The 14,518-nt window shown below is 64.8% G+C and carries 9 protein-coding genes; 5 read left to right on the top strand and 4 right to left on the bottom strand.

Annotated elements, in window-relative coordinates:
* Positions 1–97: 97 nt before the first annotated feature.
* On the bottom strand, positions 98–304 hold the full coding sequence (locus FJ980_RS25785) for a hypothetical protein (RefSeq protein ID WP_140546514.1): 207 nt from the start codon (positions 302–304) through the stop codon (positions 98–100).
* A 130-nt stretch (positions 305–434) separates the two neighbouring features.
* Between FJ980_RS25785 and FJ980_RS25780 the strand changes: the two genes are divergently transcribed.
* The 4 genes from FJ980_RS25780 to FJ980_RS25765 all read left to right on the top strand — a co-directional run bounded on the left by FJ980_RS25780 (position 435) and on the right by FJ980_RS25765 (position 7,322).
* The gene (locus FJ980_RS25780; protein WP_140546513.1) at positions 435–1,985 is read left to right on the top strand and encodes a Do family serine endopeptidase; all 1,551 of its coding nucleotides are present in this window, start codon (positions 435–437) and stop codon (positions 1,983–1,985) included.
* Positions 1,986–2,187: 202 nt separating this feature from the next.
* Positions 2,188–2,862, top strand: coding sequence for a response regulator transcription factor (locus tag FJ980_RS25775; RefSeq protein ID WP_040991372.1), 675 nt, complete (start codon positions 2,188–2,190; stop codon positions 2,860–2,862).
* Positions 2,863–2,870: 8 nt separating this feature from the next.
* Positions 2,871–4,352, top strand: a complete 1,482-nt coding sequence (locus tag FJ980_RS25770) for a HAMP domain-containing sensor histidine kinase (RefSeq protein WP_140546512.1) — start codon at positions 2,871–2,873, stop codon at positions 4,350–4,352.
* A 12-nt stretch (positions 4,353–4,364) separates the two neighbouring features.
* Positions 4,365–7,322, top strand: coding sequence for a bifunctional [glutamine synthetase] adenylyltransferase/[glutamine synthetase]-adenylyl-L-tyrosine phosphorylase (locus FJ980_RS25765; RefSeq protein WP_140546511.1), 2,958 nt, complete (start codon positions 4,365–4,367; stop codon positions 7,320–7,322).
* Between the two features lie 433 nt (positions 7,323–7,755).
* Here the strand turns inward: FJ980_RS25765 and FJ980_RS25755 are convergent, their stop codons facing one another.
* The 3 genes from FJ980_RS25755 to pepN all read right to left on the bottom strand — a co-directional run bounded on the left by FJ980_RS25755 (position 7,756) and on the right by pepN (position 13,358).
* Positions 7,756–8,016, bottom strand: coding sequence for a type II toxin-antitoxin system prevent-host-death family antitoxin (locus tag FJ980_RS25755; RefSeq protein WP_140546510.1), 261 nt, complete (start codon positions 8,014–8,016; stop codon positions 7,756–7,758).
* 80 nt (positions 8,017–8,096) lie between these two features.
* The gene (locus tag FJ980_RS25750) at positions 8,097–10,418 is read right to left on the bottom strand and encodes a PAS domain-containing sensor histidine kinase (protein ID WP_140546509.1); all 2,322 of its coding nucleotides are present in this window, start codon (positions 10,416–10,418) and stop codon (positions 8,097–8,099) included.
* A 294-nt stretch (positions 10,419–10,712) separates the two neighbouring features.
* A complete protein-coding gene (gene pepN, locus FJ980_RS25745) occupies positions 10,713–13,358 on the bottom strand; it encodes an aminopeptidase N (protein WP_140546508.1) in 2,646 nt (881 codons plus the stop codon).
* Positions 13,359–13,568: 210 nt separating this feature from the next.
* Here pepN and FJ980_RS25740 point away from each other — a divergent pair.
* The coding region (locus FJ980_RS25740) for a DMT family transporter (RefSeq protein ID WP_140546507.1) at positions 13,569–14,518 on the top strand (950 nt) is incomplete at its 3' end.

The raw sequence follows: 14,518 nt of genomic DNA, 5'->3' as shown, positions 1-14,518 counted from the left end.
GATCCCAGGGTCTCCGCGACGGAGCTTCGCTCCTGCTTCGCCCTGGAATGACGAAGTCGCGGGTGCTGACGCCAAGCCTCCGAACGCGTGGCATACCTCACACCTTGCCTGTGCGCTCAGCGTCCACGGCCACGATCACCGCGTCGATTTCCGCCATCGCAACCTCGTGAGACACCACACGGCCTGCCTTTGCGTCGGCTATCCCGCGCTTGATGCCTTCGATCACCTTGGTCTTCCAATCGACTGAGACTCGAGTTCGGTTGCTATGGCCTTTGGTCATTTTGAACCTCGTGATCTCGCGCATCGTCGCCAATCCGCAACATTACAAAACTTTCATGTACCGGAAATGGCGCCGTAATGTGCGGCTCTCTAATCCTCTTGGCCGAGGATGCTTCGCCTGAGCGCATCCACGTCGATAGAGGATAGGAAACCCCATGAATAATGCCCCCAATTCATTTGCCTCCACCCGAAAGCGCCTGATGGCGGCTGCAGCGTCCCTGGCCGTTATCGGCGCGGTCGGCGCGGGCGCGCTTGCCACCGGCACCGCCCCCGTGCTGGCCGATGCCGTGCGCGTCGAAGCCCCGCAGGTGCCGAGCTTCGCCGATGTCGTCGAGCATGTCTCGCCGGCGGTGGTCAGCGTCAAGGTCAAGGCCAAGATCCAGCCGACGGCCGACGATGGTTCCGACGATCAGGACGGTTTCGACAACCTGCCAGACAATCCGCAGCTGCGCCGCTTCTTCAAGGAATTCCGTGGCTTCGGTGACCAGGGTGGCCAGTTCGGCATGCGCCGCTTCGACCACCGCGACCATGGCAATGGCCAGCCGCGTCCGATCGCTCAGGGCTCGGGCTTCTTCATCTCGGAAGACGGCTATCTCGTCACCAACAACCACGTCGTCTCGGAAGGCTCGGATTTCAGCGTCGTCACCAATGACGGCAAGGAGCTCGACGCCAAGCTGATCGGCACCGATCCGCGCACCGATCTCGCGGTGCTCAAGGTCGATGGCGGCGGCAACAAATTCACCTATGTCGACTTCGCCGACGATTCCAAGATCCGCATCGGCGACTGGGTGGTTGCCGTCGGCAATCCCTTCGGCCTTGGCGGCACGGTGACCGCCGGCATCGTCTCGGCCCGCGGCCGCGACATCGGCGCCGGCCCCTATGACGACTTCATCCAAATCGACGCTTCGGTCAACCGCGGCAATTCGGGCGGCCCGACCTTCAACCTCAACGGCCAGGTGATCGGCATCAACACCGCCATCTTCTCGCCGTCGGGCGGCAGCGTCGGCATTGCCTTCGACATCCCGGCCTCGACCGCCAAGCAGGTGGTCCAGGACCTGATGAAGAGCGGCTCGGTCCAGCGCGGCTGGCTCGGCGTCGAGATCCAGCCGGTCACCTCCGATATCGCCGAGTCGCTCGGCCTGAAGTCGGACAAGGGCGCGCTGGTCTCAAGCGCCCAGGATGGCGGGCCGGGCAAGAAGGCGGGTATCGTCGCTGGTGACGTCATCACCCAGATCGACGGCAAGGATGTCGCCTCGCCCAAGGAACTTGCCCGCATGATCGGTGCATTCGCGCCGGGCAAATCGGTCGACGTCACCGTCTGGCGCAATGGCAAGGACGAGACGGTCAAGGTCGATCTCGGCACGCTGCCGGCAAGCGACAAGCAGGCCTCGAACGACGACAGCAACAAGCAGTCGGCGCCGGCGGCCAAGGCCGACACGCTTGCCGATCTCGGCCTGACCGTCACCAAGGCGGAGAAAGGCAAGGGCCTCGTGGTCACCGACGTCGATCCCGACAGCGACGCGGCCGACCGCGGCATCCAGCCCGGCGACGTCATCACCTCGATCAATTCGAACGACGTGAACACCACCGACGACGTGTCCAAGGCGATGACGGATGCCGCCAAGGCCGGCCGCAAGGCCGTGCTGATGCAGATCACCCGCGATGACTCGAACCGCTTCGTGGCGCTGCCGGTCGGCAAGGGCTGAGGCATCAGCGTTCAGATTCCCTGCGGCGGTATCAACACCCCCGAGCCGCCGCCGGGAAAACATGGGGCCGAGCACGTAAGTCAGTCACCGTGTTTCGCTCCTGGCGGCAGCGGGTTTCCCATCACCCGCTGCCGCTTTAACTTGAAGGCAACACGATATGGCTGCCCCTCAACCTTCCAGTGAAATCGCGTATAACGGTCCCATGAAGATTCTCGTCATGGAAGACGATCGCGAGGCGGCGGACTACTTGCAGAAAGCCTTCGCCGAGGCGGGCCACACCGCCCATGTCGCTGGCGACGGCGAGACCGGCTTCGCGCTCGCCGATGCCGGCGACTATGACGTGATGGTGGTCGACCGGCTGATGCCGCGCCGCGACGGCCTGTCGGTGATCGCCGCGCTTCGCTCGCGCGGCAACACCACGCCGGTGCTGATCCTTTCGGCGCTGGGCGAGGTCGACGACCGGGTCACGGGCTTACGCGCCGGCGGCGACGATTACCTCACCAAACCCTACGCCTTTTCCGAATTGCTCGCCCGCGTCGAGGTGCTGAACCGCCGCGCCAGCGCGCGCGAGTCCGAGACGGTCTACCGCGTCGGCGATCTCGAGCTCGACCGGCTGTCGCATTCGGTCAAGCGCGCCGGCCGCGAGATCACGCTGCAGCCGCGCGAGTTCCGCCTGCTCGAATATCTGATGCGCCATGCCGGCCAGGTGGTGACGCGCACCATGCTTCTGGAAAATGTCTGGGACTATCATTTCGATCCGCAGACCAACGTCATCGACGTCCACGTCTCGCGACTGCGCGGCAAGATCGAAAAGGGCTTCGACAAGCCGATCCTGCACACGATCCGCGGCGCCGGCTACATGCTGAAGGGCGGCTAGAACCCGTTATGGCGTTATCCCTGCCGGCCATCATGAAGACGACGGCGGCCCGGCTTTCGGCGCTTTATCTTCTGCTTTTCGCGCTCTGCGCGGTGCTGCTCGTCCTTTACATGACGTCGCTCTCGGCGCGCATGCTGACCGCGCAGACGCAGGAGACCATAAACGACGAGGTGCTGGGCCTGGCCCGCGCCTATCAGCGCGGCGGCCTGCCGGTGCTGGTGCGCGTCGTCGAAGCCCGCTCGCGCCAGCCCGGCGCCAATCTCTATCTGATCGCCGACGCCAACGGCCAGATCCTGACCGGCAATGTGCAGAGCCTGGAGCCCGGGGTCATCGAGACCGAGGGCTGGACGACGGACCCGTTTTCCTACCAGCGCTTTGGCGAGGGCGAGCTCGATCGGCTGCGCAGCGGCGGTTCGGACCAGTCCGCGCCCCAAGCCGGCGACAGCGCCAACATTCCTCAGTCGACAGGGGAAAAGGGCCACAACGCCATCGCGCTGGTGCTGAGGCTGCCCAACCAGATGATCATGCTGGTCGGCCGCGACCTCGGCGAGCCCGAGCGCTTCCGCGCCGTCATCAGCCGCGCGTTGACCCTGGCGCTTGGCATGATGGGTTTGGGCGGCATCCTGATCTGGTTCTTTGTCGGGCGCGCCGCGCTGAAGCGCATCGACAGCGTCTCGGACGCCAGCCGCCGCATCATGGGCGGCGATCTCAGCGGACGGCTGCCGGTCACCGGCGCCGGCGACGAATTCGACCGCCTTTCGGAAAACCTCAATTCGATGCTGGCCAGGATCGCCATGTTGAACGAGGGGCTGAAGCAGGTCTCCGACAACATCGCCCATGATCTGAAGACGCCGCTGACCAGGCTGCGCAACCGCGCCGAGGCGACGCTCGCCGGCAGGCACAAGACGGAGGAGTACCGCGAGGCGCTCGAGGGCACGATCGCGGAGTCCGACCAGCTCATCAAGACGTTCAACGCCATCCTGATGATCTCGCGCCTGGAGGCCGGCTATTCCTCGGAACAGACCGGTCCCGTCGATCTCGCCGAGACGGTGAGCGATGTCGTCGAGCTCTACGAGCCGGTGGCGGAGGAGGCGGGGGTTGCGCTGGAAACGACCGTGTCCGAGGCCTTCACGATCAACGGCAATCGCGAGCTGATCGGCCAGGCGCTGTCCAACGTCGTCGACAACGCCATCAAATATTCGACCGATGCTGCCGAGGCGCCGAAAGTACGGGTGGTGCTGGAGCGCGCCGGCAACGAGATCAAGCTTGCCGTCACCGACAATGGCCACGGCATTCCGGACGACGCCGATCGCGCCCGGGCCACCGAGCGCTTCGTGCGCCTGGAAAAGAGCCGCTCGCAACCGGGCTCGGGCCTCGGCCTCAGCCTGGCCAAGGCGATCATGACTTTCCACAACGGCAGGCTTGATCTTTTACCCGCCAATCCCGGATTGTCCGTGGTCATGAGTTTTCCGTTGCGGGAGACGCATTGACAGCGCGGACAAATGGCGAAGAAGAAAATCGAATCCGAGTTCCGGCTTAGCCCGACAGTGGCGCTCCGCCCCCTCGATGCGGAGCATGCCCGGCGTGAACTGTCGGAAATCGCCGATGCCGCCGAGGAAGAGGGGCTTTCGCGCCTCGCTGCGTTCCTGGCGGGCGAGGGGCCACTGCAGGACCTGCTGGCGGCCGTCTTCGACCTCTCGCCCTTCCTGCGCGATGTGGCGCGCCGGCGGCCGGCCATTCTCGACGCGCTATTCGACCGGAAAATCGAAGCGCGACTCGGCGCCATCGGCGAAGCGATCGGCGGTGCGGCCAGGGCGGATGACGCCTCCGAATCGAGCCTGATGATGGCGCTGCGGCAATGGAAGACCGAAGCGCATTTCCTGATCGCGCTGGCCGATCTTTCAGGCGAAGCGGAGACCGCGGTGACGGTGCGCCGTCTCAGCGATCTCGCGGATGCCTGCACATGCGTCGCCGTCGATTTCCTGCTGCTCGATGCGAGCCGGCAAGGCAAGCTCAAGCTGCCGGATCCGGCGCAATCGGCGAAGGATTCGGGCTGGATCCTGCTCGGCATGGGCAAGCTCGGCGCGCATGAGCTGAATTTTTCGTCCGATATCGATCTTGTGGTCTTCTTCGATCCGGAGGCGCCGGCCGTCATCGATCCGCTCGACGCGACCGAGCTGTTCTCGCGCCTCACCCGCCGGCTCGTGCGCATCCTGCAGGACCGCACCGAACATGGCTATGTGTTTCGCACCGATCTGAGGCTCCGCCCCGATCCCGGCTCGACGCCGCTGGCGATCCCCGTCGAGGCCGCACTTCGCTATTACGAGGCGCGCGGCCAGAACTGGGAGCGGGCGGCCATGATCAAGGCGCGGCCGGTTGCCGGCGACCTTGCCGCGGGCGCGGCCTTCCTCAAGGAATTGCAGCCCTATGTCTGGCGCAAATACATGGATTATGCGGCGATCGCCGACGTCCATTCGATCAAGCGCCAGATCCATGCCCACAAGGGCCATGGCGAGATCGCGGTGAAAGGCCACAACGTCAAGCTCGGCCGCGGCGGTATCCGCGAGATCGAGTTCTTTGTCCAGACCCAGCAGCTCATCGCCGGCGGCCGCTTCCCGGAGCTACGCGGCCGCGAGACCGTGCCGATGCTCGCAGCGCTCGCTGCGCGCGGCTGGATCACCGCCGACGCGCGCGACGCGCTCACCCGGCAATACTGGTTCCTGCGCAGAGTCGAGCACGCCATCCAGATGGTGGCGGACGAGCAGACGCATATCCTGCCTGAGGAAGACGAGGAGCTGAAACGCATCGCGCTGATGCTGGGCTTTGCCGGCGAGGCGGAATTCACGCAGGCCTTCCGCGCCTCGCTACAGCAGGTCGAGCGTCATTATGCGGCGCTGTTCGAGACTGCTCCCGAGCTTTCGGCCGGCGTCGGCAATCTGGTCTTCACCGGCGATGTCGACGATCCCGACACGCTGCAGACGCTCGATCGCCTGGGCTTCCAGCGGCCGAGTGACATCTGCCGTGTCATCCGCGGCTGGCATTTCGGCCGCTACCGCCTCACCCAGTCGGCGGAGGCGCGCGAGAGGCTGACCGAACTGACGCCGGCGCTGCTGAAGGCCTTCGGCCAGACCCGGCGCGCCGACGAGGCGCTGATGCGCTTCGACGAGTTCCTCGCCGGCCTGCCGGCCGGTATCCAGCTTTTCTCGCTGCTGCAGTCGAACCCGGCGCTGCTCAAGCTGATGGCGACCATCATGGGGGCCGCGCCTCGGCTGGCGGCGATCATCACGCGTCGTCCGCATGTCTTCGACGGCCTGCTCGATCCGGCATTGCTCACCGAACTGCCGGATCGCGCCTATCTCTCGGCCCGGCTTGCCGCCTTTATCGAAGGCGACCGCGCCTATGAGGATGTGCTCGACCGGCTGCGCATCTTCGCTTCTGAGCAGAAATTCCTGATCGGCGTTCGCCTGCTTGCCGGCTCTATCGATCCGGCGCGGGCAGGGCGCGCCTTCTCGGATCTCGCCGATCTCACCATCGAAGCGGCGCTCCACGCCGTGATCGCCGAATTCGCGCTGCGCCACGGCAGCATCGCGGGCGGCAGGGTGGCGCTGCTCGGCATGGGCAAGCTCGGCAGCCGCGAGCTCACGGCGGGTTCGGATGTCGATCTCATCCTGCTCTATGACCACGACACCGACGCCGAGGACTCCGACGGCGAGAAGCCGCTGGCGCCTTCGCATTACTACACCCGCATGACGCAGCGCCTGATCGCGGCCGTCTCGGCGCCGACGGCTGAAGGCGTGCTCTACGAGCTGGACCTGCGCCTGCGTCCATCAGGCAACAAGGGGCCGGTCGCCACCCATATCGACGCGTTCAAGAAATATCAGCGCCAGGACGCCTGGACCTGGGAGCACATGGCGCTGGCACGGGCCCGCGCCGTCGGCGGCGATGCCGAGCTCTGCGCCGAGCTCGATACGGAAGTGGCGGTGGTGCTGGCGCAGCCGCGCGATGCGGCCAAGGTCAAAGCCGAGGCCTCGGACATGCGTGCGCTGATCGAGAGGGAGAAGGCGCCGCGCGATCTCTGGGACATCAAGCTGATCCCGGGCGGGCTCATCGACCTGGAATTCATCGCGCAGGTCGCGGTCATCATCGGCAAAGTCGAACCTGGCCGCCGGGTCACGGCGACCGCCGACATTCTGGCCCGGCTTTCTCCGGATTTCGCCTCAGCCGATATGCGTGAAGAGCTTGGCGAGGCCTATCGGCTCTATCTGGCGCTGACCCAGATGATCAGGCTTTGCCTCACCGGCGAGTTCCAGCGCGACGATGTCCCGCCGGGACTCTCGGATCTGCTGCTCGCGGTCACCGACCTGCCGGATTTCGCTGTGCTGGAAGCACATCTCAAGGACATGTCGCAGAAAGTCAGGAGAGATTTCGACCATCTTCTGCGGGGTACAGGAGGGTCCTGAGGTCGCGGGGCTAATCGGTGCGTTGCACGCTGCGGAGTTTGCGGCGCGCATGTGCCTGCAGAAGCCTATCGCGCACATGAGCGTAGAAGCGTGGCGGCAGCATGCCGTAGCGGAAGCGGGTGGGACTGCTTCCGGGAATTGGTCTGAGATCGGGCCTGGCCAAGGAAATCGTTGGTTTCACTCACCACAACCCTATCGTCGAGCCCAAGGTAAGCCTTGAGAGGCGCAGGCATTTCGACGGCATCGGCAGGATCGGCCGGAAGGGAATGCGTGATCGGAACCACAGTCACGACTTCGCGCCCTTCCACAATCCGGCGTGCGGCGACAATCGCACACGGGCGGTTCTTCCGGCCCTCTTCGACGCCTTGCCTGTGCTCGTCCAACCATAGGTAGGAATAGCAGATCACCAGGCCTGGAACAGGCTTGGGCAGGCTCACGGCACCCAGTCTTTGAGCATCTGGTTCAGTTCGTCATGCAGGGGCGGGACCGCGCTTTCGGCGATGGCTTTCAGCGTCTCGTCGTCAAGTTCTTCGACGGGGCGGGCGACCCGCCCCTTGACCAGCACTTCGAACATCGCCGCCGAAAGAAGCACTGTGTGAGTCCGGCCGTTTTTCGTTATCGCGACCGGCGCCCGCTGAGCGGCATCCTGGAAGCGGCCCACATTCTGCTGGAACTCAGTCGATGTCACGCGCATTGAAAAATCACCTCTTATCCAAAATAGATAAAATGGATAACTTTTTCAAGTTTGCTTCAGCCACTGCCGGTCGTTTCTGATCAGGCCGCAACCCTCACCGCCGCCGGCGCCTTCTTCAGGGGAATGCGCACCGACACGATGGTGCCGACGCCTTCGGTCGAGCGGATCTTTAGCGCGCCGCCCTGCAATTCGGCCAGCGAGCGCGAGATGGCGAGCCCGAGGCCCGAGCCTGTGTGGTTCTTGGAGAACTGGTTCTGCACCTGCTCGAACGGCCGGCCGAGCTTGCTCAGCGCTTGCTTGGGGATGCCGCAGCCATTGTCCTCGATGGTGAGCAGCAGCGCGCCCGACGTGTTGCGCGCCCGGACCGTGATCTTGCCGCCCTGTCCGGTGAACTTCACCGCGTTGGAGAGCAGGTTGATGGCGATCTGCTTGATCGCGCGGCGGTCGGCATAGAGCCGCATCGTATCGGCGATGCGCGTCTCGACATTGATCGACTTCTCCGCTGCCTGCAGCGAGATCACCCGCACCGTTTCCTTGATCAGCGGGCAAAGGTCGATCTCCTCGTGGTCGAGCGAGAACTGGCCCGCTTCGATCTTCGACATATCGAGGATGTCGTTGATGACGCCGAGCAGGTATTTGCCGCTGCCGTTGATGTCGGTCGCGTATTCCTCATAGCGCTCCGAGCCGAGCGGTCCGAACAGGCCCTGCTGCATCAGCTCGGAGAAGCCGATGATGGCGTTGAGCGGCGTGCGCAATTCATGCGACATGTTGGCGAGGAATTCCGACTTGGCGCGATTGGCCGCCTCGGCGCGCTCGGTTTCCTTCATGTATTTGCGGTTGAGCTCGACCAGTTCGCTGGCGCGTTCCTCCTCGGCGCGCCGCGCGAGGCTGAGATCGTGGATCGTCGCCATCAGCCGGCGCTCGCTGTCGACCAGCTTTTCCTGATGCAGCTTGATCTGGGTGATGTCGGAGCCGACCGAAACGACGCCGCCGTCCCGGGTCCTGAGTTCGTTGACCTGCAGCCAACGGCCGTCGGCAAGCTGGCGCTCGAGCGTGATACCGCCATGCGGCCCGTTGGCATTGGCCAACCTGCGCTCCGAGGCGAAGGCCAGCATGCGCTGCTCCAGCATATCGCGGGTCGCGCCCGGTACCACATCGCGGTCAGACAGCCCGTTGTCCTTCTGGAACTTCGAATTGCACATGATCAGCCGTTCGGCGGCATCCCACAGCACGAAGGATTCGTTGATGTTCTCGATCGCTGTCCTGAGCCGCATGTCGGCCGCTTCCGAACGCAGCGCCAGGTGACGCTGCTCGGTGACATCGACGGCGATGCCGATCAGCTGGATCTCCGGCGCCTCCGGGTCGATCACCTGGGCGCGGGCTCGCATCCACACCCATTGTCCGTCGGCGTGGCGCATGCGGAAGACCTGGTCGATATGGTCGATCTCGCGTTCGATGATGCGGTTGGCGAGCTCGAACAGGTCGCCGTCTTCCGGGTGGATGATCTCGTCGACCTCGCCGAAGGAGAGCATCGTATCGCAGGGCTCATAGCCCAGCATGTCGTACATCGAGCGCGACCAGTACATCTTGCCGCGCACCATGTCCCAGTCCCACAACCCGCAGCGGCCGCGCACCAGCGCCATGTCGATGCGCTGATGCGCTTCGAGATAGATGCGGTCCGCCGCCTGGGCGCGCGCCGCCTGGCCGAAATAGGCGTAGAGGATGACGATCAGCACGCCCGCCGTCAGCACGAACAGCGTGACGTTGAGCGACATCGACTTGCGCCAGCTGTCGAACACCGCTTCCTGCGGCACCAGCACGGCGGCCGCGTGTTTGCGGTCGCCGCCGAGGCTGACGGCGGCAAACCAGTCCTGTCCTGAGATGCTGACATCCATCACGCCGGCACGGTCGCCGAACATGAACAGCGGCTGGCCGCCAAGGACCAAACTGTCGAGTGTGCGGCCCTGCCAGCCCGTGGACAGCGGCGAGACGGCGATGACCTTGAAGTCGGCGTCGGTGATGGCAAGCACATGGGCGCGGCTCATGGCGCCCTGGCGGCTGATGTTCTCCAGGAGACTTGTGGCATTGACGCCGGCCACGCTGGAGTCCGCGGTGATCGCCTGCGCCATCTGGCCGGCGGCCAGCGCCAGCACCGCCTTGGCGTCGCGCTCGATCTCGTCATGCTCGTTCATCAGCGACAGGAAGCGCAATGCCGCGATGACGATGAGGAAAACGACGATCAGCGCCGGGATCGACCGGCGCAGCAGCGGCTCGGCGGCCAAGAGCCGCTGATAAGTGGGTTCGGCGATCAGGCGCGCATTGCCGGCAAGTCCGTCGCTCCTTGCCTTGCGACGCGCAAAAGCCTTCCCTCCGGGCGCGCCCCACGCGTCCGCCTTGGCCATAAATGGCACTCCCCGATTTGCCGCATACTTGGATGATCCGGCTACGCCGCACGCCCCGAATCGCCATTAAAGAATCAAAGCCGATTCGCCTTGTCCAGAGGCGCGGGCGAAAAAGATTAAAAGTTGATTGAAATTCGTCTTTTTCCCTTCTCCCCTTGTGGGAGAAGGTGGATCGGCGCGATGCGCCGAGACGGATGAGGGGTGTTCCAGCGGAGTGAGACGCTGGTTTTCCCTGGAGCACCCCTTGTCCGCCTTCGGCGACACCTCTCCCACAAGAGGAGAAGGCAAAAGGCGCTACGCCAGCGTCCGCTCGACGATATCGCGCAGATCCGCCGACAGGTTCTCGACCTTCGCCATGTCGAGCAGCGCCTGCCTGGCCTTGGCTTGACGTCCAGGCTCCAGCGAGCGCCAGGAGCGTAGCGCCGTGGCCAGCCGCGCCGCCACTTGCGGGTTGCGCTTTTCCACTTCCAGCACCGTCTCGGCGAAGAAACGGTAGCCTTCGCCGTCGGGGCGGTGGAAGCCGGTCTGGTTGGCGCTGGAGAAGGTGCCGATCAGAGAACGCACCCGGTTGGGGTTGGCGATCGAGAAAGCCGGATGCTGCATGAGCTCGCGCACTTTCTCGACGGTCCTTGCGCCAGGCACGCCGGCCTGGATCTGGAACCATTTGTCGAGCACCAGCGCGTCGCCGCGATAGCGGGCCTCGAAGGCGGCTAGCGCTTCTTCGGCCTCGGCCGTCCCTGAATGGCGATGCGCCAGCACGGCGAGCGCCGCGGCGCGGTCGGTCATATTGGTGGCGGCGGTGAAGTGCCGCGCGGCGAGGCCCGCGCCGCCCGGCAGCAGCGAAAGATAATCGAGCAGGGTGTTGCGCAGGGCCCGGCGTCCGGCGCTCGCCGCGTCCGGACTGAACGGCCCGTTGTCGGCAAGCCGGTCATGGAGCGCCGCGAAGGCCTCGCCGTTTGCCTCGGCGATCGCCCGCGCCAGCGCCTCGCGCGCGGCAAAGATAGCGTCTGGATCGATGCCCTTGCCGATGTCGCGGGCGATGTCGGCTTCGCCGGGCAGCGACAGCGCCAGTGCCCGGTAGGCCGGCTCCAGCGCCTCGTCGCCGGCGATCCTGCCGGCAAGCTCGGCGAGCCGTGCCGCGAAGGCCGGCTCCTTGCCGCCGAGGATCTGGCGGAAGGCGACGATCAGCGCGTCGGTCAGCAGCGTGTTGAACGCCTGCCAGCGCGCGAAGGCATCGCTGTCATGCGCCGCAAGGAAGAACTGGTCGTCGGCCTTCTGCTGCACGGAAAGCGTGATCGGCGCCGAGAAGCCGCGGTTGAGCGACACTGAAGGTCGTTGCGAAATACCCGAGAAGCGCACCGTGTGCCGGCGCTTGCGGATATGGATGACACCGTCGTCCACCGTTGCGCCCTCGACGGCCGTCCAGGTGACGGGCTTGCCGTTGGCGCCGACCAGGCCGAAGGCTAAAGGGATATGCATCAGCCGCTTGCGGCTTTCCGACGGCGTCGGCGGCACCGACTGCTCGATCTCCAGGGTGAACTCCTTTGCCGCCGCATTGTGCGTGGAACTCACCGTCAGGTTCGGGGTGCCGGCCTGGTGATACCAGAGCGCGAATTGCGCGAGGTCTCTGCCGGAGACGTCCTCGAACACTTTGAGGAAATCCTCGATGGTCGCCGCCTCGCCGTCATGCCGCTCGAAATAGAGGTCCATGCCGGCACGGAAGGTCTCCGCGCCGAGGATGGTGCGGATCATGCGCACCACTTCCGAGCCTTTCTCGTAGACGGTCGCCGTGTAGAAGTTGTTGATCTCGCGGTAGCGGCGCGGCCTGACCGGATGCGCGAGCGGCCCCTGGTCTTCCGGGAACTGGTGCGCGCGCAGCGTGCGCACTTCGGCGATGCGCTTCACCGCCCGCGAGCGCTGGTCGGCCGAGAATTCGTGGTCGCGGTAAACCGTCAGCCCTTCCTTCAGGCAAAGCTGGAACCAGTCGCGGCAAGTGATTCTGTTGCCGGTCCAATTGTGGAAATACTCATGCGCGATGATCGCCTCGATATTGGCGAAGTCGGCATCAGTCGCGGTCTCCTCGTCGGCCAGCACATATTTGTCGTTGAAGACGTTGAGCCCCTTGTTCTCCATGGCGCCCATATTGAAGTCGGAGACGGCGACGATGTTGAAGACGTCGAGGTCGTATTCGCGGCCGAAGGCTTCCTCGTCCCATTTCATCGAGCGTTTCAGCGCGTCCATCGCGTAGCCGGCAAGCCGTTCCTTGCCGGGCTCGACATAGATGCCGAGCTCGACCTCGCGGCCGGACATGGTGGTGAAGCTGCCAGCTACCTTGCCGAGCGCGCCCGCCACCAGCGCGAAGAGGTAGGAGGGTTTTGGGAAGGGGTCGTGCCAGACTGCATAATGCCGGCCGTCGACGAGCGCGCCGCGTTCGACGGGATTGCCGTTTGAAAGCAAAAGCGGCGCCTCGTTGTGCGGCGCTTCGATGCGCACGGTGTAGACCGACAGGATATCGGGACGGTCGAGAAAATAAGTGATGCGGCGAAAGCCCTCGGCCTCGCATTGCGTGCAATAGACGTTGCTGGAGCGGTAGAGGCCCATCAGCGCCTCGTTGCGCGAGGGCGCGATCTCCGTCTCCAGGCGCAACTCGAAGCGCTGCGCCGCCGGCGGCTTCAGGATCGTCAGCCGGTCCGGCGTCGCCTCATAGTCGCCGGTTGCGAGCACATGTCCATCGATGTCGACGCCGAGCAGCGTCAGCCCGTCGCCGTCGAGCACCAGCGGCGCCGAGGCGGCGATGCCCTCGCGTCGCTCGATGGTGAGCAGCGCGGTCACATGGGTCGCGTCCGGCGACAGGCGGAAGTCGAGGCTGGTGCTCGGGATGAGATAGTCGCAGGGGCGATAGTCCTCGAGCTTGAAGACATGGCCGGTATCTGTGCGCATTCGTTGAGCTTTTCCTGTCGAGGCGGCCAGCCGGCCTGGCTGGTCCAAGAATTTTGAGGGTGCGCGCTCTTTACACGAAACGGCCACTCGACAAAACTGCGGCATAATTTGTGTTTCGCAATTCCGGACGGAAAACCGTTACACACTTTTCCTGGAATTGCTCTTGGCCTATTTCGCGGCTTCGTTTCCCGACCATCCTTACGAGGCAAGATGACCGTCGATCATGCCGTCGGCCACAACACGCTGCGCGGCATCACGCTGAAGATCGTCTCGGTGACGGTCTTCGTTGGCATGCAGACCTGCATCAAGGCGGCCGGCGACGTGCCCGCCGGGCAGATCGTCTTCTTCCGCTCCTTTTTCGCCATTTTCCCGATCATCGCTTTCCTGGCCTTCAAGGGTGAGCTCGCCACCGCGTTCACGACCAGGCGGCCGTTCAACCATATCGCGCGTGGCGTCGTCGGCGTCGGCGCCATGGGGCTCGGTTTCTTCGCGCTGACCAGGCTGCCGCTGCCGGAGGCCATCACGCTAAACTACGCCCAGCCGCTGCTGGTCGTGGTGTTCTCCTCGGTCTTCCTCGGCGAGACGATCCGCGTCTACCGCTGGAGCGCGGTTGCGGTCGGTCTTGCCGGCGTGCTGATCATCTCCTGGCCCGAGCTGACGCTGCTCAATTCCGGTGAAGGCCTCGACGACCAGGAGCTGCTGGGCGTCATGGCCGCGCTGATCGCCGCCGCGATTTCGGCGGTCGCCATGCTTCTGGTGCGCAATCTCGTGCAGACGGAGAAGACCGCGACCATCGTGCTGTGGTTCTCCTCGACGGCTTCGGTGTTGTCGCTCTTCACGCTGCCCTTCGGCTGGCAGGCCCTGACGCCGATGCAGGCCGCGCTCCTCGTCTTCGCGGGCTTCTGCGGCGGGCTCGGCCAGATCCTGATGACGGCGGCCTACCGCCACGCCGAAGCCTCGGTCGTGGCGCCGTTCGAATACACCTCTATGATCCTCGGCGTCTTGGTCGGCTATCTCGTCTTCGGCGATGTCGCCACGCTGAACACGCTGACCGGCGGTCTGATCGTCGTTGCCGCCGGCATCTTCATCATCTGGCGCGAACGTCAACTCGGCCTGGAACGCACCCGCACGCGCAAGGCCGCCCCGCCGCAGGGGGGATC

This window comes from Mesorhizobium sp. B1-1-5, assembly GCF_006443065.1.
GTDB lineage: Bacteria > Pseudomonadota > Alphaproteobacteria > Rhizobiales > Rhizobiaceae > Mesorhizobium.
Note: the sequence above shows the minus strand (reverse complement) of the source record. Positions and strands in the feature narration are given on the sequence as shown.

What these genes read in the sequence shown, in the direction of transcription:
- FJ980_RS25750 (WP_140546509.1), bottom strand. Translation starts at nt 10,418, where the DNA reads ATGGCCAAGGCGGACGCGTGGGGCGCGCCCGGAGGGAAGGCTTTTGCG.
- FJ980_RS25770 (WP_140546512.1), top strand. Translation starts at nt 2,871, where the DNA reads ATGGCGTTATCCCTGCCGGCCATCATGAAGACGACGGCGGCCCGGCTT.
- pepN (WP_140546508.1), bottom strand. Translation starts at nt 13,358, where the DNA reads ATGCGCACAGATACCGGCCATGTCTTCAAGCTCGAGGACTATCGCCCC.
- FJ980_RS25780 (WP_140546513.1), top strand. Translation starts at nt 435, where the DNA reads ATGAATAATGCCCCCAATTCATTTGCCTCCACCCGAAAGCGCCTGATG.
- FJ980_RS25775 (WP_040991372.1), top strand. Translation starts at nt 2,188, where the DNA reads ATGAAGATTCTCGTCATGGAAGACGATCGCGAGGCGGCGGACTACTTG.
- FJ980_RS25755 (WP_140546510.1), bottom strand. Translation starts at nt 8,016, where the DNA reads ATGCGCGTGACATCGACTGAGTTCCAGCAGAATGTGGGCCGCTTCCAG.
- FJ980_RS25765 (WP_140546511.1), top strand. Translation starts at nt 4,365, where the DNA reads ATGGCGAAGAAGAAAATCGAATCCGAGTTCCGGCTTAGCCCGACAGTG.
- FJ980_RS25785 (WP_140546514.1), bottom strand. Translation starts at nt 304, where the DNA reads ATGCGCGAGATCACGAGGTTCAAAATGACCAAAGGCCATAGCAACCGA.